General features: G+C 70.1%; 13 protein-coding genes and 1 pseudogene. 6 read left to right on the top strand and 8 right to left on the bottom strand.

All coding sequences use genetic code 11. From position 1 onward, the window contains the following. Positions 1 to 78 precede the first annotated feature (78 nt). Positions 79 to 1,218, top strand: a complete 1,140-nt coding sequence (locus AB0C82_RS32770; protein ID WP_362849384.1) for an acyl-CoA dehydrogenase family protein — start codon at positions 79 to 81, stop codon at positions 1,216 to 1,218. A 596-nt stretch (positions 1,219 to 1,814) separates the two neighbouring features. Here AB0C82_RS32770 and AB0C82_RS32765 read toward each other — a convergent pair. The 6 genes from AB0C82_RS32765 to AB0C82_RS32740 form a co-directional block, all read right to left on the bottom strand. Next, positions 1,815 to 3,647 carry a long-chain fatty acid--CoA ligase gene (locus AB0C82_RS32765; protein ID WP_362849382.1) on the bottom strand — a complete coding sequence of 611 codons (1,833 nt, stop codon included), beginning with the start codon at positions 3,645 to 3,647 and terminating at the stop codon, positions 1,815 to 1,817. A 259-nt stretch (positions 3,648 to 3,906) separates the two neighbouring features. Then, the gene (locus tag AB0C82_RS32760) at positions 3,907 to 6,090 is read right to left on the bottom strand and encodes a 3-hydroxyacyl-CoA dehydrogenase NAD-binding domain-containing protein (protein ID WP_362849380.1); all 2,184 of its coding nucleotides are present in this window, start codon (positions 6,088 to 6,090) and stop codon (positions 3,907 to 3,909) included. A 49-nt stretch (positions 6,091 to 6,139) separates the two neighbouring features. Beyond that, a complete protein-coding gene (locus AB0C82_RS32755) occupies positions 6,140 to 7,354 on the bottom strand; it encodes an acetyl-CoA C-acetyltransferase (protein ID WP_362849377.1) in 1,215 nt (404 codons plus the stop codon). A 74-nt stretch (positions 7,355 to 7,428) separates the two neighbouring features. Beyond that, positions 7,429 to 8,571 (bottom strand): acyl-CoA dehydrogenase family protein, encoded by a 1,143-nt coding sequence (locus AB0C82_RS32750; protein ID WP_362849498.1) that lies wholly within the window; start codon positions 8,569 to 8,571, stop codon positions 7,429 to 7,431. Positions 8,572 to 8,573: 2 nt separating this feature from the next. Then, complete coding sequence (locus AB0C82_RS32745) at positions 8,574 to 9,599, bottom strand: LLM class F420-dependent oxidoreductase (RefSeq protein ID WP_362849375.1); 1,026 nt, start codon at positions 9,597 to 9,599, stop codon at positions 8,574 to 8,576. Further along, positions 9,599 to 10,753, bottom strand: a complete 1,155-nt coding sequence (locus AB0C82_RS32740; RefSeq protein WP_362849373.1) for a CaiB/BaiF CoA-transferase family protein — start codon at positions 10,751 to 10,753, stop codon at positions 9,599 to 9,601. Before AB0C82_RS32740 ends, AB0C82_RS32745 begins: the two co-directional genes overlap by 1 nt. 262 nt (positions 10,754 to 11,015) lie before the next feature. On the opposite strand from AB0C82_RS32740, the gene AB0C82_RS32735 reads away from it, so the two are divergent. The 4 genes from AB0C82_RS32735 (at position 11,016) to AB0C82_RS32720 (ending at position 14,821) form a co-directional block, all read left to right on the top strand. After that, on the top strand, positions 11,016 to 11,705 hold the full coding sequence (locus tag AB0C82_RS32735) for a TetR/AcrR family transcriptional regulator (protein ID WP_362849371.1): 690 nt from the start codon (positions 11,016 to 11,018) through the stop codon (positions 11,703 to 11,705). Between the two features lie 116 nt (positions 11,706 to 11,821). Next, a complete protein-coding gene (locus AB0C82_RS32730) occupies positions 11,822 to 12,331 on the top strand; it encodes a DUF4334 domain-containing protein (protein ID WP_362849368.1) in 510 nt (169 codons plus the stop codon). Beyond that, positions 12,328 to 13,419: an NAD(P)-dependent alcohol dehydrogenase gene (locus tag AB0C82_RS32725; protein WP_362849365.1), complete on the top strand. Its 1,092-nt coding sequence runs from the start codon at positions 12,328 to 12,330 to the stop codon at positions 13,417 to 13,419. Before AB0C82_RS32730 ends, AB0C82_RS32725 begins: the two co-directional genes overlap by 4 nt. A gap of 205 nt (positions 13,420 to 13,624) precedes the next feature. Beyond that, positions 13,625 to 14,821, top strand: coding sequence for a TetR/AcrR family transcriptional regulator (locus tag AB0C82_RS32720; protein WP_362849362.1), 1,197 nt, complete (start codon positions 13,625 to 13,627; stop codon positions 14,819 to 14,821). 248 nt (positions 14,822 to 15,069) lie between these two features. Here AB0C82_RS32720 and AB0C82_RS32715 read toward each other — a convergent pair whose 3' ends face one another. Continuing rightward, a complete protein-coding gene (locus AB0C82_RS32715) occupies positions 15,070 to 16,269 on the bottom strand; it encodes an oxygenase MpaB family protein (RefSeq protein WP_362849359.1) in 1,200 nt (399 codons plus the stop codon). Between the two features lie 471 nt (positions 16,270 to 16,740). Between AB0C82_RS32715 and AB0C82_RS32710 the strand changes: the two are divergent. Continuing rightward, positions 16,741 to 16,887 (top strand): annotated as a pseudogene (locus tag AB0C82_RS32710) (transposase); the annotation flags it as partial. A gap of 642 nt (positions 16,888 to 17,529) precedes the next feature. Here the strand turns inward: AB0C82_RS32710 and AB0C82_RS32705 are convergent. Continuing rightward, positions 17,530 to 17,964 carry a hypothetical protein gene (locus tag AB0C82_RS32705; protein WP_362849505.1) on the bottom strand — a complete coding sequence of 145 codons (435 nt, stop codon included), beginning with the start codon at positions 17,962 to 17,964 and terminating at the stop codon, positions 17,530 to 17,532. Between the last annotated feature and the right edge of the window lie 681 nt (positions 17,965 to 18,645).

Below are 18,645 nucleotides of genomic sequence, written 5' to 3'. Positions count from 1 at the left end.
AGACGGTGAAACACTCCCCGAGAGACAATGAAACACCTATCATATCTTCGTAACACCATACGGACCTCGGAGGATCTGATGGGCAGTCGCCTCACCGAAGAACAGGCCGATTTCGTCGCGGCAGTCCGCGATTTCGCCAAGCGGGAGTGCGGCACCCGGGAACAGCGCGACGCGCTGACCGGGGGTGGCCGCGAAGCCCACCATTCCGGGCTGTACGGCAGGCTCGCGAGTCTGGGCTGGCTCGGGGTGTGTCTGCCCGAGGAGTACGGAGGCTCCGGCGGCGGGCTGGCCGACGCCTGCCTCTTCCTGGAGGAGACCTCGTACGGGATGGTCCCGGCCGGGGGGTTCATCACCACCGTCATCGCCGCGAAGGCGTACGAGAAGTTCGGCACCGAGCAGCAGCGGCAGGAGGTGCTGTCCGGCGCCGTGCGCGGTGACGTGCTGTCCATCGCCATGTCGGAGCCGGGAGCCGGTTCGGATGTCGGCGCACTGCGCTGCAAGGCCCGGCAGGAGACGGACGGCACGTGGGTGATCGACGGTCAGAAGACCTGGATCTCCAACGCCCACTGCGCGAAGTACATCCTGCTGGTGGCCCGCACCGGCGAGGACAAGCACGGCGGCCTGACCATGTTCCATCTGCCCGCCGAAGCCCCGGGCCTGGAGACGCGACGCATCGACACGATGGGAGGCCGGGAGGTCAACGACGTCTTCCTCACGGGAGTACGGCTGCCCGCGGACGCGGTCGTCGGTCAGGTGAACAACGGCTGGCGGCAGCTGATGGCCGGGCTGAACCACGAGCGGCTCTTCCTGGCCGCGAACATGCTGGGCCTGGCACGCCGCGCCTTCGACGACACGGTCGCCTACGTCCGTGAACGCGAGCAGTTCGGCCGGCCGGTCGGCTCCTTCCAGGCGCTGCGGCACCGGATCGCCGACCTCGCCACCGAGATCGAGTGCACCCGGCTGCTGGTGCGCGAAATAGCCCTGGACTGCGACGCGCAGCCGGACAAGCTGTTCCCGCGCGAGGCGTCGATGGCCAAGCTGAAGGCGACCGAGATCGCCAAGCGAGCCGCCCTGGAGGGTATGCAGATGATGGGCGGCTACGGCTACACCAAGGAGTTCGACATGGAGCGCCACCTGCGGGCCGCTGTGGTCTCCACGGTCTACGGCGGGACCAGCGAGATCCAGCGGGACGTCATCGGCAAGACGTACGGCCTGTGAGCTCGACGGTTGACGTCGCGGGTCACTCGACCCGCTGAGACCCTCTGGAAGCGGCGGCACGGAACGCGGCCGTTCCTCCCGCTTCGAGATGTCGAGTCACGAAGTGCGAGAGAACGGCCGCTGCCATGAGTGTCCCGGCGAGGTGTCCGTCGTGAAGCGTCGGACGTACTGTCCCGCGTTCGGGGCGGGTTCTACGATTCCCTCTGATCCCGCGGCCACGCGCTTCGAGCTCATCGACGCGATCCGGGGCACCGCCGGTCCGGTCAGGTCCCTGGCCGAGCTGTCGCCGGCGGCCGAGCACGGGCGTGGGCACGGCCCCATGTACGCGGTTCTGAACCGGGGCTGAGCCGAGCCGACGCGGCTTCGTCTCACGCTGACCTCTGCCGGCGCCCAGAAGCCTCCGACGGGCGGATCGTGTCGGCCCTGGACCTGTCATCCGCGGCGCGGACACCGCCGGCCTGTGGACCTGGTTCCCCATCCCCGCCTGTCATGCGTTGAACGACAGAATGAGACGGCAGGGCGTGACAGTGCGGCCGCCCGCTGTGGTCGAGGTGGGCGGCCGCACTGTCGTGGCAGGGTCGAATGAGGCGCCCGGCTCAGCCCTGGTAGAGGCGGGACAGCGAGTCGGCGTACTTGTCCCGGATGACCCGGCGCCGCATCTTCAACGACGGCGTCAACTCCCCCGTCGCCGGGCCCCATTCCTCGGCCAGCAGCTCATACCGCTTGACCTGCTCCGTACGGTTGAGCCGGGAGTTGGCCGCGGCGACCGCCCGGTCCACCTCCGCCCGGACGGCGGGGTGTTCCGCCAGCCCGGCCAGTCCCCCGGCCGCCTCGATGCCGTTGGCCACGGCCCAGGACGGGGCGGCCTCCGCGTCGAGCACCAGCAACGCGACCAGGTAGGACCGCTCGTCGCCGTGCACCATCGCCTGGCCGATCAGCGGGTGCGCCTTGAGCGCGTTCTCCACCAGGGCCGGTGAGACGTTCTTGCCGGTGGAGGTGATGATCATCTCCTTCTTCCGGTCGGTGAGCCAGAGGTAGCCGTCCTCGTCCATCCGGCCGATGTCGCCGGTAGCCAGCCAGCCGTCCGCGTCCAGGGCGGACCGCACCGAGCCGTCCGGCTGGAGGTAGCCGGAGAAGACGGACGTTCCCCGGACCAGGATCTCGCCGTCCTCGGCGACGCGGACCTCCACGGACTCGACGGGGCGCCCTACCGAACCGAGCCGGAAGCCGGTCCGCGGGCTGTTGCTGGTCGCCACGCCGGTGGTCTCGGTCAGCCCCCAGGCGTCCATGATGACCACGCCGAAGCCGGCCCAGAAACTCACCACGTCCGCGGACATCGGAGCCGACGCGCTGGCCGACCATGTCACCTGGTCCAGTCCGCCCGCGGCCAGCAGGGGCAGCAGCACGTCCTCGCGGGCGCGGGCGTAGCGCTCCTCGATGCCGGCGGGCGGTGTCTCGCCCCGCTCGCGGTACGCGACGTGCTCGCGGGCGATCTCGAATGCCTGGTCGATGACCCCCCGCTGCTCGGCCGGCATCAGCGAGAGGACGCCCCGCACACCGGCGGACAGCTTCTCCCAGATCCTCGGCACCCCGAAGAACTGTGCGGGACGCACCTTGCGCACCACGGCGGCGACCCCTGTCGGATCGGCGCAGAGGTAGACGTGCGAGGCACGGTGGCAGGGCAGGTAGATGCCCAGCATCCGCTCGGCGATGTGGGCGAAGGGCAGGTAGCAGATGTGCTCGACGTGCGGGGGCAGCTCCACCACGGCGTCCAGCGCGAGAGCGTTGGAGATCACCTGGCGGTGGGTCAGTACGACACCCTTGGGCTCGCCGCTGGTACCGGAGGTGTAGACGACGGTCAGCGGGTCCTCGGAGTCGGCAACGTCCAGTTCTTTGGCGAACTGCTCCGGCACGGGTTCGCGGAGCAGGGCGGCGTACGGGAGGTGACTGCCCTCCCCGTCAGCCTCGGCCACCACCAGGCGCTCCAGCGGGGTGTCGGGGTCGGCGATCAGCGGCTCCCACACCGCCACCTGTGCCGCCCCCTCCACCACGGCGAGGCGGGCCCGGCAGTTGCGGGCGATGTGGGTGATCTGCTCGGGGGCCGCGGTGCCGTAGACACTGACCGGGATCGCGCCGAGGCGGACCAGTGCCAGGTCGGACAGCCAGTGTTCGGACCGGTTGGACATCATCAGCAGTACTCGGTCGCCGCGACCGACACCCAGGGCCCGGTACCCGGCGGCGAGAATCCGGGTGTGCTCGTGGACCTGCGCCCAGCTGTACGTCGTCCAGCCACCGTCCGTGTCCGCCGACTGCCATGAGAGTGCGGGGAGTTGGGGGTGCTCACGTGCGTTGCGGGCCAGCAGTTGCGGCAGGGTCCGGTCGGCCGGGGCGTCGGGCAGGTCGCCGGTGGTGCGGGGTGCTGATGTCATCGGGGCCTCCTTGGGAGTCAAGAGAGAACGTCTTGGGAGACCGGGGCGGTGGGGAGCCCCGGCGGGCCTGCCGGGTGGAGACGGGTGGGATATGGGGGGATGGGCTACGGGGGTGTGCCGAGCGGGATATGGGGTGGGTGGGCTACGGGGGTGTGCCGCCCGTGGGTCCGGGCCGTGGGGGAGAACGGCTCTGCCCACGAGACCGGTCGGCGCTAAGGGGTGCGAACGGGGGCCAGGGGTCACCGAGGCCCGCAGCGGATCAGGAGTCGGTGAAGGTCTCGCCCTGCGCGGCCTTGCGCAGCAGCAGCTCGGGCGGGGCGAAGCGCTCGCCGTGCTTGTCGGCCAGCTCACGTGCGCGGGCCACGAAGCCGGTCAGGCCTCCCTCGTAGCCGTTGATGTACTGCAGTACGCCGCCGGTCCACGGAGGGAAGCCGATACCGAGAAGCGAGCCGATGTTGGCGTCCGCCACCGAGACCAGCACGCCTTCTTCCAGGCAGCGCACCGAGTCCAGCGCTTCGACGAAGAGCATCCGCTCCACCATCTCGGGCAGGTCCGCCGGCTGCTTCGCGGGATCCGTGAAGTGCTCGCGCAGACCTGGCCAGAGCCTGGCGCGCCTGCCGTCCGCGTAGTCGTAGAACCCCGCGCCGCCGAGCCGTCCGGGGCGGCCGAACTCGTCGATCATGCGGTCGACCACCGCGTCCGCCGGGTGTGGCTTCCGGCTGCGGCCCGCCGCCTCGGCCGCGCGGCGGGCCTCCTCGCGGATCTTGCGCGGGAGGGTGAGGGTGAGCTCGTCCATCAGGCTGAGGACCTTGGCCGGGTAGCCGGCCTGAGCGGCGGCCTGCTCGACGGAGGCCGGGTCGATGCCCTCGCCGACCATGGCGACGCCCTCGTCGATGAAGTGGCCGATGACGCGGGAGGTGAAGAAGCCGCGCGAGTCGTTGACCACGATCGGCGTCTTGCGTATCTGCCGCACCAGATCGAGGGCCCGCGCAAGCGCCTCCTCCCCCGTCTTCTCCCCCTTGATGATCTCGACCAGCGGCATCCTGTCGACCGGCGAGAAGAAGTGCAGGCCGATGAAGTCCTGCGGGCGCTCCACCCCCTTGGCGAGGACGGTGATGGGCAGCGTGGAGGTGTTGGAGCACAGCAAAGCGTCCGGGGCGAGCACCCCCTGGATCTCCTGGAACACCTGGTGCTTGACCCCGGTGTCCTCGAAGACGGCCTCGATCACCGCGTCGCAGCCGGCCAGATCCTGGATGTCGGCGGTGGGGGTGATGCGGGCCAGCAGTGCGTCCGCCCTCTCCTGCGTCGAGTCGCCGCGCGAGACGGCTTTGGCGCACAGTTTCTCGGAGTAGGCCCTGCCCTTCGCCGCCGCCTCGGCGGTGACGTCCTTCAGTACGACGTCGATGCCCGCCCCGGCACAGGCGTAGGCGACGCCGGCGCCCATCATGCCCGCGCCGAGCACGGCCACCTTGGTCACCTCGCGGGGCTCGAAGCCCTTCGGGCGGCCGACAGCGGAGTTGACCGCCTGCTTGTCGAAGAAGAACGCCTGGATCATGTTCTTGGTGATCTGCCCGGTCACCAGCTCCGTCAGGTACCCGGCTTCGACCACGAAGGCCGTGTCCACGTCGACCTGGGAACTCTCCACGGCCGCCGAGAGGATGTTGAGCGGCGCCGGGCAGGGGGCGCCACCCGTCCTGCTCACCAGCATCGCAGTGAAGGCGGGGAGTCGCGCGGCGAGTTCCGGGTCCGAGGGGGTACCGCCGGGGATGCGGTACCCGGGGGCGTCCCAGGGCTGCGCGGACTGCGGGTGGGCGTCGACGAACGCCCGTGCTCTGGAGAGGAGTTCATGCGGACCAGCGGCGATCTCGTCGACGAGGCCGGCCTCCAGGGCGCGCGCCGGTCCGTACTGGGTACCCTCCAGGAGGACCTTTCGCAGGGCGTCCGCCACGCCGAACATCCGGACCGTGCGGGTCACTCCCCCGCCGCCGGGCAGCAGGCCCAGGGTTACTTCGGACAGCCCGACGCGGGCGGCCGGGCTGTCCAGTACGACGCGGTGGTGGCAGGCCAGGGCGATCTCGTAACCGCCGCCCAGGGCCGCGCCGTTGATGGCGGCGACGACCGGTATGCCCAGTGTCTCAAGGACGCGCAGCGAGCGCTTGACGCGCATCCCGGCCTCGAAGGAGGCGCCGGCGGTCTCGGGAGTGACGGAGATCAGATCGCGCAGGTCGCCGCCGGCGAAGAAGCTGTTCTTGGCGGAGGTGACGATGACGCCCCGGATGTCGTCGCGGCGTTCCGCCAGCCGCGCCGCGACGGCGTCGAGCGAGTCGATGAACGCGGCGTTCATGGTGTTGGCGGACTGGCCGGGGTCGTCGAGGACAAGCGTGACGACGTGGTCGTCGGACTCTTCCCAGCGGATGGTGGAAGGTCGTGCGGTGGTGTCCATGGCTGTTGTCTCCCGTGAAGGTGAACGGCTGCGGAGCGGGACGCGGCGGTCAGAGGCGTTCGACGACGGTTGCGATGCCCATGCCGCCGCCTACGCACAGGGTGGCCAGCCCGTACCGCAGGTCGCGGCGCTCCAGTTCGTCCACGAGGGTGCCGAGGATCATCGCGCCGGTGGCTCCGAGCGGGTGCCCCATGGCGATGGCTCCGCCGTTGACGTTGACCCTGTCCGGGTTCAGCCCCATGTCCTTGACGTAGCGCAGGACCACGGCGGCGAACGCCTCGTTGATCTCGACCAGGTCGATGTCGTCGACGGTCAGTCCGGCCTTGGCGAGCGCCTTGCGGGAGGCGGGTGCGGGACCGGTCAGCATGATGGTGGGCTCGGCGCCGGAGACGGCGGCGGAGACGATCCGGGCACGCGGGATCAGGCCGTGGCGCTCGCCGGCCTTCCTGGAGCCGATGGCGACCAGGGCCGCGCCGTCGACGATGCCTGAGGAGTTGCCCGCGTGGTGGACGTGGTCGATCCTCTCCACCCAGTGGTACTTCTGCAGCGCCACCGCGTCGAAGCCGGCCAGTTCGCCTGTCCGTGCGAAGGAGGGCTTGAGCACGGCAAGGCTCTCGGCGGTGGTGCCGGGACGGATGTGCTCGTCCCGGTCGAGGACGAGCAGCCCGTTGCGGTCCCGCACGGGGACCACGGAGCGGTCGAAGCGCCCGTTCTTCCAGGCGGCGGCTGCCCGTTCCTGCGAGAGCGCCGCGTAGGAGTCCACGTCGTGCCTGGAGATGCCCTCCAGTGTGGCGATCAGGTCGGCGCCGATGCCCTGCGGGACGAACCCCGTGGCGTGGCTTGTGCGCGGGTCCAGCGCCCAGGCGCCGCCGTCACTGCCCATCGGGACACGCGACATGGACTCCACACCGCCCGCCAGGACCAGGTCCTCCCATCCCGAACGGATCTTCATCGCCGCCATGTTGACGGCTTCCAGCCCGGACGCGCAGAAGCGGTTCTCCTGAACGCCCGCAACCGTCTCCGGCAGACCTGCGAGGAGGGCGGCGGTGCGGGCGATGTCGGCGCCCTGGTCGCCCACCGGGCCGACCACTCCGAGCACGATGTCGTCGATCCCCGCCGGGTCGAGTTCCGGGAAGCGGCGGAGGGTCTCGTGGATCAGGCCGACGACCAGATCGATCGGCTTGGTTCCGTGCAGGGCCCCGTTGGCCTTGCCGCGACCACGCGGGGTGCGGATCGCGTCGTACACGTACGCTTCGGTGCTCACCTTGGGTGCCTTCCATGTCGGGTCTGAAGGAGCCTCGGACGCAACACGGCGATGCCGTGGCGGAGCCGACCGGCTCATCCGAGCAGCGAGCGGCCGATGATCTCCTTCATGATCTCGGTGGTGCCGCCGTAGATGGTCTGGATACGGCTGTCGAGGAAGGCCCGGGCCACCCGGAACTCACTCATGTAGCCGTAGCCGCCGTGGAGTTGCAGACAGCGGTCGACGATCCGCTTCTGGAGTTCGGTGGCCCACCACTTGGCCATCGAGGCGTGCACGGCGTCGAGCCGGCCCTGGGTGTGCTCGGCGACGCAGCGGTCCAGGAAGGTCCGGGTGACCGCGGCCTCGGTCGCCATCTCGGCGATCTCGAAACGGATGTGCTGGAGCTTGGCCAGCGGCCTCCCGAACGCCTCGCGCTCCTTCACGTACCGCGTGGTGACGTCCAGGATCTCCTCGGCCGCGGCGGCGGCGCCGACCGCGATGGCCAGCCGCTCCTGGGCGAGACTGCCCATCAGATAGGCGAAGGCCTGGTTCTCCTCCCCCAGCAGGTTCTCCTTGGGAACGCGCACGTCGTTGAAGAACAACTCCGCGGTGTCCTGGGCCTTCTGACCGATCTTGTCGAGGTTGCGGCCGCGCTCGAAGCCCGCCATGCCACGCTCGACCACGAGCAGGCTCTGCCCGCCGCTTCCCCCTTCGGGGGTGGTGCGCGCGACCACGACGACGAGGTCGGCGAGGATGCCGTTGGAGATGAAGGTCTTCGCGCCGTTGAGCAGGTAGTGGTCGCCCTGGTCGGTGGCGGTGGTGCGGATGCCCTGCAGGTCGGAACCGGCCCCGGGTTCCGTCATGGCGATGGCGGTCACGATGTCCCCGGAGACGAACCCGGGCAGCCAGCGGCGTCTCTGATCCTCGTCGGCGAGGCGGGTCAGGTACGGACCGACGATGTCGTTGTGCAGGCTCAGGGCCGGCCCGGAGGCGCCGGTGCGGGCGAACTCCTCTATGAGGACGGCGCTGTACCGGAAGTCGCCGGTCCCGCCGCCGCCGTACTCCTCTCCGACGGCCATGCCCAGCAGGCCCTGGCGCCCCGCCGAGCGCCACAGCTCGCGGTCGACGACGCCGTCCTTCTCCCAGCGTTCGTGGTGCGGGGCCACCTCCTTGGCGAGGAAGGTCCTCACCGTCCGGCGGAAGGCCTCGTGGTCGGGCCCGTACACATCTCGTTCCAGAGTCACAGCCAGTTCCTCACTCGCTCGATCAGGCGAGCGGGATCGGGGCCCACGGGGGTGACGTTGAGCATGGTCACGCCCGCCTCACGGAAGACCTCGACGCGGTCGCGGACATAGCCCTCGGAGCCGGCCAGGCAAAGGCGTTCCAGCAGCTCCGCCGGTACGGCGGCCTCGGCCTCCTTCTTGCGGCCCGCGAGATAGTGCTCCTGGATGGCGGCTGCCGCCGGCTCGTATCCGTAGGAACACACCAGGTCGTGGTAGAAGTTGCGGCCGGCCGCCCCCATGCCGCCGACGTAGAGGGCCACAGTGGGGCGCATCAGGTCGCGTACGGCCTCGGCGTCGTCACCGATGGCCAGCAGGCCGCCCGCCACGACGGAGAGGGGGCCGAGCGCGGGGTCGCGCCCGGCGGCGCCCTCGGCCAGGGACCGGCCCCAGACCTTGGCGGCGTGCTCGGGGACGTAGAGGAAGGGCAGCCACCCGTCGGCGATCTCGGCGGCCAGCCGGACGTTGGCCGGGCCCAGCGCGGCGAGGTAGACCGGGATGGTGTCGCGGACCGGGTGGTTCAGCAGCTTCAGCGGTTTGCCGAGGGTGCCGCCCTTCCCGGACGGCAGGGGCAGGTCGGTGATGCCGTGGTGCTCGATCACCTCGCGCCGCCAGATCCGCCGGGACAGCTCGATCACCTCGCGGGTGCGTCCGAGGGGACGGTCGTAACGGCGGCCGTGCCAGCCCTCGACGACCTGGGGACCGGAGGCGCCGACGCCGAGCAGGGCGCGGCCGCCGCTGATGGCGTCGAGCCCGGCCGCGGTCTGCGCGATCAGCGCGGGGGTGCGCGAGTAGACGTTCAGGATGGCCGGGCCGATCCGCATCCGCTCGGTCTTCGCGGCGAGGTATCCCAGGACCGTCGGGGAGTCGAAGCCGTACGCCTCGGCCACCCAGACGGCGTCGAGGCCCGCGGACTCCAGCGCGGCGGCCCGGTCGGCTGCGGCACGCGGATCGCCGGCGTACATAAGGGGTGAGGACAGTTCCATCAGCGGTGGTCCTTCAGCAGTTCGGGCACGTCCCAGTCGCGGGCCACATCGGGGGTGTGCGCGCCGGGGACGGCGGGGGGAAGCCGGAGGGTGCCGGGGGTGTCGGAGAATCGGGGGGCGGGAGCGGGCTGGGTGATGCCGTACGCCTCGGTGTAGGTGCCGCGTCCGGTCAGGTGCGGGTGACAGGCCGCCTCGTGCAGCGAGAGCACGGGCGCGACGCAGGCGTCGGTACCTTCGAAGACGGCCGTCCACTCCTCGCGGGTGGCGGTCTTGAACCGGGCGGTGAACCCGGTCCGCAGCTCGGGCCAGTTGTCACGGTCGGAGCGGTCAGGCAGGCACTCGGCGTCCAGGCCCAGCAGGGAGACGAACGCCGTGTAGAACTGCGGTTCCAGGGCGCCCACCGCCATCCAGCCGCCGTCGGCGGTCTCGTAGACGCCGTAGTACGGGCAGCCGCCGTCGAGCAGGTTGCGGCCGCGGGCGTCCCGCCAGGTGCCCTCGGCGAGCATCCCCCAGAACATGGCGGTGAGGTGTGCGGCGCCGTCCACGATCGCGGCGTCCACCACCTGGCCGCGGCCGGTGGCGCGGGCGGTGAGCAGCGCGGCAAGGACGCCGGTGGTCAGGTAGAGGGAGCCGCCCGCGTAGTCGCCGATCAGGTTGACGGGGAACACGGGCGGTCCGTCCGGTGCGCCCATCATGGACAGGGCACCGGCGGTGGCGATGTAGCCGATGTCGTGTCCGGCCAGGTGCGCGAGGGGACCACGCTGGCCCCAGCCGGTCATTCGGCCGTACACCAGCGCGGGGTTGACGGCCATGCAATCCTCGGGACCGACCCCGAGCCGCTCCGCGACACCGGGCCGGTACCCCTCCACCAGGATCTCGGCGCGCCCCGCCAAGGCCCGGACGGTATCCGGCCCTTCAGGTGACTTGAGGTCGACCAGGACGGAGCGCTTGTTGCGGTTGGTCACGTCGTAGGCGGGATCGCCGCCGAGCGGCGAGGGGCCTGGGCGGTCCACGCGCACCACGTCGGCGCCCAGGTCGGCGAGCAGCATCGCGGCGAAAGGACCGGGACCGATCCCTGCCAGTTCGACCACGCGCACGCCCTCCAGCGGGCCCGCCACGTCACGGCCGGGAGGATCTGGGAAGTGGTGGCTCATGGGTTCCTCTCTCGGTGCACGGCAGGCTCGCCGCCGCTCGACCGGGACCTTACTGAGCGTTCGCTAAGAAGGTAGGAGCGCGACGATTCCTCGTCAACTCCCCGCGCACACAGAGTTTTTACGGATCGGGACCGGGGAAGTGAGAGCAGAGCGGGCGTCGCAACCCGGATTTCCCTTATCGATCGCTAAGCAGCCGGAAGGAGCTACTCTCGGACTCACGCCCTACGATGTCGCCGGTCGCCGATCGTCCCGAGGAGAGTCATTGAGCACCGAGCTGAGCCAGGACACCAAGCCCGCGGCGGAGCACTGGCGCTCCTACGGCCCGCTCGACCTGCACCCGATCCTGGTGCACACCATGGAGGCCTTCAACGAGCACGGCTACCACGGCACTTCGGTCAGGGACATCGCCCGACGGGTCGGCGTCACCGTGCCCGCGCTGTACTACCACTACGAGAACAAGCAGGCTCTGCTGGCCACGCTGCTGGAGACGTCCATCAAGGACGTCCTCGACCGCTGCCGGGCCGCGGCCGGTGAGGCCGGGGACGATCCGCTGGCGCGATTCTGCGGCATGGTCGAGTCGATCGTGCTCTACATGGCCCACCGTCAGCAGCTGGCATTCCTGGACACCGAGATCCGCAGCCTGGAACCGCAGAACCGGGCCCGCTACGTCGCCCTGCGCGACTATCTCCAGCACATGCTGCTGGACACGGTCGAGGCGGGCCGCGCCCGGGGTGTGTTCACCACACCGATCCCGGCCGACGCGGTGCGCTCGGTGCTCATCATGTGCCAGGGCGTCGCCAACTGGTTCCGCGCGGACGGTCCACTCACCGCGGAGGAAGTAGCCGCACGCCACGTGCTGCTGAGCCTCGGCGCCGTGGGCCACCCCGGCGCGGTCACCGGCGACTCCTCGTTCCCACTGCCCCGGGGTTCCGCTCCGCGCACCTCCCGGTGACGCGGCCGGGCACCCTGCTCCCGCCGGCGGGCCCGACCCGTATACGTACCCGTTGCACCGACAACGCTCTGATGTGTCACCTCCGTGGTGACAGCACCGACGAGAGGACACCCCGCATGGACGTGCTCGAGGCCCGCGCCCGTTTCCAGGAGCTCCGGAAGACGGACGGCCCGGTCAGCCCCTCCGAACTCGACCGGATCTGGGCGGCGTTGGCCACCGTCCGCCCCGATGACATACTCGGCGAGTGGAAGGGCGGCGAGTTCCGCACCGGCCACCCCCTCGACGGCATGCTCGAGGAGGCGAACTGGTACGGCAAGACGTTCAACTCCGTGCATGACGCCAAGCCGCTGATCTGCCGGAACGCCGCGGGCGAGCTGTACTCCAACCTCGAGCTCGGTCAGGGCGAGGCCAGTCTGTGGACCATCGAGTTCCGTGGCGAGCCGACGGCCACCATGGTCTACGACGGCCGACCCGTCTTCGACCACTTCAAGTGGGTGGACGACACCACACTGATGGGGATCATGAACGCCAAGGGGGTCCCCGGCGAGGGACCGTTCTACTACTTCTTCCTCGAGCGCGCCCCCGAGGGACCGCTCGCGGGCACGCCTGCCGGAGAGGACTCGTGAGACGCGTCCGCGCCGCGGTCACCGAGGCGCCGGGGGCGCCGTTCATCGTCCGGGACGCAGACCTCGGTGACCCGCGGCCGCGCGAGGTGGTGGTGAGGATGACCGCCGCAGGCATCTGTCACACCGATCTGGGGATGCGGGACACCTGGCCCGGGCACCTCACCCCCATGGTCTTCGGCCACGAGGGCGCCGGCCGGGTGGAGGCGGTGGGCGCGGAGGTTTCCGGTGTCGGGCCGGGGGACCATGTCTGCCTCACCTTCGCCAGTTGCGGCGTCTGCGATCAGTGCGCCGCGGACCACCCGGCGTACTGCCACGCCGCACAGACCCTGAACTTCTCCGGTGGGCGCGACGACGGCACCACTCCGCTCTCCCTCGACGGCGCACCGCTCCACGCCGGCTTCTTCGGCCAGTCCAGCTTCGCCACACACGCCGTCGTCCACGAGCGCGGCGTGGTCAAGGTGCCCTCCGACCTGCCGGCCGCGGTCGCCGCGCCGCTGGGCTGCGGCGCCCAGACGGGCGCGGGCACCGTGCTCAACCGACTGCGACCCGAACCGGGTTCCTCGCTGGTCGTCCTGGGTGCGGGCGGGGTCGGCCTGAGCGCACTGATGGCCGCGATTGCCGTGGGCTGCGACCCGGTGGTGGCCGTCGACCCGATCGCTTCCCGCCGCGCCCTGGCCACCGAACTCGGTGCCGAGGCGGCCCTGCCCCCCGGCGACGGTCTGGTGGCGGCACTGCGCGACCTCACCGGCGGCGGTGCGCACCACGTCGTCGAGACCAGCGGCCGACCGGAGATGATCCGCCGGGCCGTCGGCGCGCTGCGCCCGCGCGGCGAACTCGCCCTGCTAGGCCTCGGCGGTGAGGTCACGTTCGACGTGATGGGCCTGATCGCCAAAGGTGTCCGCGTCCACGGGGTGATCGAGGGCGACTCCGACCCCCGCCGCTTCATCCCCGAGCTGATCGGCCTGCACAGGCATGGCCTCTTCCCTCTCGACCGGCTGGTCACCACGTTTCCGTTCGAGGACATCGGCGCGGCTGTGGCCGCCATGCGGGGCGGCAGCGTGGTCAAACCGGTGCTCACCTTCACCTGACGAGCCGCTCCGGCACCGGAAACGGCGGGTCGCGCGGTATGTCCCCGCCCGACAACGGACAGCCGCCCGCCTCGCCGGCAGTCGGCACCGACCGCTCGTGGCGCGGGACAGGTGTGTCGTATGGGAAGTGATTCGGGAATCACGTCCTGTGCGGTCCACTCCGAGGAGGCCCGGCCTGCTGACGGCGTGTGATTGACTCACCCGCATGGCCCCCGCCTCCGCTTCCCACCGTTCGGCCTCGACCGCCGATCCGACCGCGGCCACTCGGCCCCGCAACCGCAAGCAGCTCATCGTCGAGGCGGCCGGCCGGGTCTTCAGCAAACGCGGCTACCACACGGCGTCCATGGAAGAGATAGCCGCCGACGTGGGCATCAGCGCGGCCGCCCTGTACCGGCACTTCCCGAACAAGTACGCGCTGTTCGCCGAGTGCGCCGACGTCATGGTGGACGGACTCGCCGTCGCGCTCGACGAGGTACCGCCCGGGGCGGCCTTGGCGGATGTACTCACCGCCATCACCCGGGTCACCGTCGCGCACCGCGCGGCGGGCGGCGTCTACCGGTGGGAGGCCCGGTACCTCAACCGCGACGACCGCCGACGCCTCGCAGCGAAGTTCGGCCGTCTCGTCGAGCGGGTCGACGAGGCGGTGCAGCGCGAGCACCCCCTGCCTGACGAACGCCTGCGGGCCGTGGCGGCGCTAGGTGCGATCGGGTCGATCACCATGCATCACACCTCGATCGCCCAACGCCGGGCCGAGGACCTGCTGCTGGCATCAGCGCTGCGCGTGGCCGCGACCGACCCCGCGGCAGGCCGGCCGGACGCGCCCCCCGTCGAGCTGCCCGCCCGGTCCGTGCCGCGCACGCGACGCGCGGAGATCCTCGCGGCCTCCATCCCGCTGTTCGCGCGGGACGGATTCGCCAGCGTCACGAACGGACAGATCGCGGAAGCGGTGGGACTCACCCCGTCCGCGCTCTACCGGCACTACCCCGGCAAGATCGACATTCTGGTGGCGGCGTGCCTCCAGGCGGCGGGACTGCTGGCCCAGGCCGTGCAGCAGAGCCTGCACGAGGTTGCCGGGCCGCACGACGCCGTCGTCGCGCTGGCAGCGACGTATGTGGTCTACAGCTTCGAATACACAGAGCTCAACAGCGTCGCCGAAGCCGAGCTTCCCGGCTTGCCGGCCGACCTGCGGCGGCCCCTGGTCCTCGCGCAGCGGGAACACATCGCCGTCTGGGAGCAGCAGTTGCGGCTGGCCCGTCCGGAGCTGGATCCGCGCCAGGCCCGGGTGCTGGTGCACGCGGGGTTCGGCGTGGCGGTCGAGGCCGGACGCAGACTGCGGTGGCGGGACAGCCCCGCCCACCGTGAGGCCGTGACCGCTCTGGTCGTGGGTGCTCTGGGGCTCTGAGCGGTCGCCGGATGCCTGCATGGGTGAGGCGCGGCGTCGCGCAGGGCACTTCGTGCGCCTCGCAACGCGCGTAACGCAGGGAACCGTAGCGCCTCGCAACGCGGCGTAACGCAGGGCACCGTAGCGCCTCGCAACGCCCCGTCACCCGTAGTGCCCCGTAGCGCAGCGCCCCGCGCCGGCGGCACCGTGGCGCCCGCCCCTCGGCCCAACTGCCGCAGGGCGGGCACCTGTGGGATGGGATCGGCAGCTCAGCCCACCCTGTTCCCCGTGGGGATGGTGATGGGTGTGGTGGTCCCGGAGGAGCCTTTGTTGAGGAACGCCATGCCGAGGGCGCGTACGAGCTGGTCGAACATGTAGAAGGTGGCGGGCATGATGGGCGACAGCCCCTCACGGAACAGGATGTACGTGGGCCAGGCGGTGCGGACCAGGGCCGCCGCCGCGTAGTCGCGTTTCAGTCCCAGCCAGTTGCCGACCTCGTCGCTGAGGACGTAGCGCACGAACTCGTTCAGGAACCCGCGCGTGACGCCGAGATCGATCTGTGCGGTCAGACCGAGCAGTTCCTCGGCGAGTGCGATGCCCTCGGTCGTCGGGGCGAGGATCGGGGTGAGCACTCGCGCCGACTGCGCTTCCGCCGCTGCCCAGGTCTGGGGAATGTGCTCGTCGGGCACACCGAGCAGGTGAATGGCGACCTGCCACGAGTGCAGGAACGCCTCCTGGTCCGCCGCCGGGAACGGGATCTTCCAGTCGAGCAGCTTCCTGCGCGCATAGGTGCCCAGGCTGTGGAAGGTGACCAGGATGTCGGCGGCACTGATCGGGATGGTCTCGTCCGCGACCGCCCGCCAGTGCGGCGACTGGGGCAGCAGGTGACGCACCGCAGCGTGCACCACGCGCGTCTTGTTGGCGGTGACGACGAACTGCCCCGTCGGCCGGAAGGCTCCCAGTTGGGACAGGTCGTAGCCGAACGTGAACGTCTTGGCCGCGCGGTCCTGCATGTCGCCGCCACCGGCAGCCCAGTAGACGCTCTTGGCCTCGCGCGGGATCACGGTGCTCATGATGCCGCTGCCGAGGCCGTACAGCATGAACAGATACATGTCCCTGCGACGGTTGAAGTCGGCGGCGCGGGCCAGCTTGACGGGGTCGGCCCAGGAAGGAAGCCGGTTGACCTGTTGTAGGTAGGCGGTGAATTCGGAAGGCATGCCGCTGGGCAGCGGGTCATTGTTGTTCACCCATGAACCCCACGCGGTGTTGATCGCCGGTACATGGCCGTTGTCGAGCATCGAAACCATCAGAGGGTCGGCCATGTCGTCCCAGATCCATTCCGGACCGGTCCCTGCGCCGGCTCCGGTCACCGAACCCGTCGACGCCCACGCCTGTGCGGGGTTCGCCGCACCGGCGAGACCGAGCGCGACACTGAGGGACAAGATCCTTCTCCTGCTGGGATTTTCCATTTACTTACCTGCTTCCGTGATGGGCCAGACGATGCTATGAGCCTTCGCTGACTTGCCAGTTGTGTGGCCACGACGCGGTACGCCTTGTCACGCTGATGTGATTTTCGATTAACATAGCGAGGTACGCCAGCGTCGGCAATGGTGGGGACAGAAGGCTTGCCGCCGACCTTGGTTCCGCAGTCCGCCAGTTCGTCTCCGAGGCGGTCCGGTGACATCCCGACACCTCGATCGATGTCGCGATGCAGCCGCGGGACGTGAGGACGCCGCTTCCGATGCGGGACGGCTGGGAGGAGGACACGGAACGGCCCTACGCCGGGTTCCGGCCGACGTGACCATCGAGTTCACCGGGCGCGGTGTCTCCGCGCTGTCGTTCTTCGCACCGCCCGGTCCATGCTCTTCGAGCACCTGCCGGACCTCGGAGCCGTCCGGATGATCATGTGACTACTGGGTGCCCGGGGCGTTGATGTGGACATGCGCGGGGTGAGTCGGCTGCGGTCATTCCTACCTGTCAGCAACAGGCGTGGTGGCCGGTTACGCGATCACCGGCAGGTGATCGACGGGATTCTGCACCGGGTGCGGCCCGGAGTTCAGTGGCGGGATCTGCCCGAGATTCGGGCCATGGAATACGGTCTACGAACGCCACCGGTGTGGTCGGCCGACGGAACCTGGGAACACCTGCTCCAGCAGGTCCAGGCCGAGGCCGACGCGGCCGGCGGGATCGACCGAGACATCTCGGTGGACTCCACCATCGTGCGGGCTCACCAGCACGGGGCCCGCGCCCGCACCGATCCACCGCAGGCTCACGTCCTGAAGGGGACGCGCAGCCAGAACACCAGGGCGAGACGCCGTGACGGAGCCTGGTCCCGCGGGTGGGGCCGGGAAGGCCCCGCAAGAAACCGGGGGACAGCCTGGCCGTGGACAAGGCTTGCAGCAACGGGCCCCTTCCCCGTGATTACTCGCGGAGTCGGGGCGTCCAGCACACTATCCCGGAGAAGACCGACAGCCAGGCCGCCCGCCTGCGCAGAGGGGCACGCGGCGGACGGCCACCGGGGTGCGACGAAGATCGACACAAGAAGCGGAACACCGTCGGGCGGGCCATCAACAATCTCAAGCACGCTCAAGCCGTCGCGACCTGATACGACAAACGCGGCTACGTCTTCCTCGGCTCCGCCACCGCACCAGCCCTCGTCATCTGGCTATGGCTCCGCACATGATCGGCCAGACAAGTGCCAGCGGGTCTGTCTGGCCATGGAGCATGGATCAGTCGCCGGTGAAGCCCCAGAAACACAGCTCTGTCGGGCGGCCCTCGTCGCCATAGACGATCGTGCAACAGCCGGAGCCACGATCGAACGGCGGGAACCATCCGTCACCGGCCCGTTTCAGGGCCTGCTCGACAACCTCCCGCACGGGCTGCGCCGTACCGAACAGTTCGACGGCTTCCGCCGCTTCGACCACTCTTACGTCGCCGGGCTCCTCCATGTGCTCCTCGCAGCGGACCACGCGTTCGACGTCAAGCACCGAATGCGCCGGTTCCTCCTCCAGCCAACCGCTCGCCATCAGCGCTGCCGGCGTCTCAACGCCCGCTTCCCGGTAGTACGCGCCATCGCGGGCGAAAACCGCCTCGCGAAGATCGTTCAGAGCAACTTGTTCACTCTCCTGGAAGGACGTGAAGTACGACCATCTACTCGCTCCCATGGGGGCGAACCCTACCGAGGACGTATGACAGGAGTGCTTGGCATGGCGCATCGCGATGTGATCGCCCGGAAAGTTCCCAGTCGGCAGGCACCGACCCCGAGCTGCACACTCGCGCGGGCCGAGCACGTCATCGCGACCCGAGCCGTCCGGATCCTGCCGAACCGGCAACTTGGCGAATACTTTCCGAGCTGGGCTCCGGGTGAGGAGGACCACAGCCCCAACCCCCTGTTCTCACCGCGACGATGGAACTGGGAACAAGGCGGCTTCGACCTGGACTTCGCCGCGCCGAGCCTCTCTTGCAAGGTCCTGCGCGAGCACCACGGGAGCCGCGTGGAGGCCTCGTACTTCGAGTGCTGCCAGGCAGCACCTAGGGGTGCTCACCCCTGGGGCACGCTCAGCGGCCATAAGGGTGCACGGACCAACTTTGCGCTGCCCCATGACGTCAGGGCCTCCGCGACAGGCCAGGACGGCGGTGTTCGTGGCGCGCCGTGGGTTTTCGCGTAGGCGCTGGCGAGGGAACACGATCTCCGCTGCGGCCACGGCGAGCGTCAGCAGCTGGTTCTGCTCGGGCCACGATCGGCCGGCGCCGCTCGTGGCCATGAGAGGTCGGACCCGAGCCGGGCGCCTGCATCGCCCTTGCCTGGCACCGGCCACGCACGGACCCGCACGCAGCCCCGTCAC

Source organism: Streptomyces sp. NPDC048560 (assembly GCF_040650955.1).
Classification (GTDB): Bacteria; Actinomycetota; Actinomycetes; order Streptomycetales; family Streptomycetaceae; genus Streptomyces.
Note: the sequence above shows the minus strand (reverse complement) of the source record. Positions and strands in the feature narration are given on the sequence as shown.

Coding starts and splice junctions, on each gene's coding strand:
- AB0C82_RS32770 (WP_362849384.1), top strand. CDS start 79: ATGGGCAGTCGCCTCACCGAAGAACAGGCCGATTTCGTCGCGGCAGTC.
- AB0C82_RS32765 (WP_362849382.1), bottom strand. CDS start 3,647: ATGACATCAGCACCCCGCACCACCGGCGACCTGCCCGACGCCCCGGCC.
- AB0C82_RS32760 (WP_362849380.1), bottom strand. CDS start 6,090: ATGGACACCACCGCACGACCTTCCACCATCCGCTGGGAAGAGTCCGAC.
- AB0C82_RS32745 (WP_362849375.1), bottom strand. CDS start 9,599: ATGGAACTGTCCTCACCCCTTATGTACGCCGGCGATCCGCGTGCCGCA.
- AB0C82_RS32740 (WP_362849373.1), bottom strand. CDS start 10,753: ATGAGCCACCACTTCCCAGATCCTCCCGGCCGTGACGTGGCGGGCCCG.
- AB0C82_RS32730 (WP_362849368.1), top strand. CDS start 11,822: ATGGACGTGCTCGAGGCCCGCGCCCGTTTCCAGGAGCTCCGGAAGACG.
- AB0C82_RS32720 (WP_362849362.1), top strand. CDS start 13,625: ATGGCCCCCGCCTCCGCTTCCCACCGTTCGGCCTCGACCGCCGATCCG.
- AB0C82_RS32715 (WP_362849359.1), bottom strand. CDS start 16,269: ATGGAAAATCCCAGCAGGAGAAGGATCTTGTCCCTCAGTGTCGCGCTC.
- AB0C82_RS32705 (WP_362849505.1), bottom strand. CDS start 17,964: ATGGGAGCGAGTAGATGGTCGTACTTCACGTCCTTCCAGGAGAGTGAA.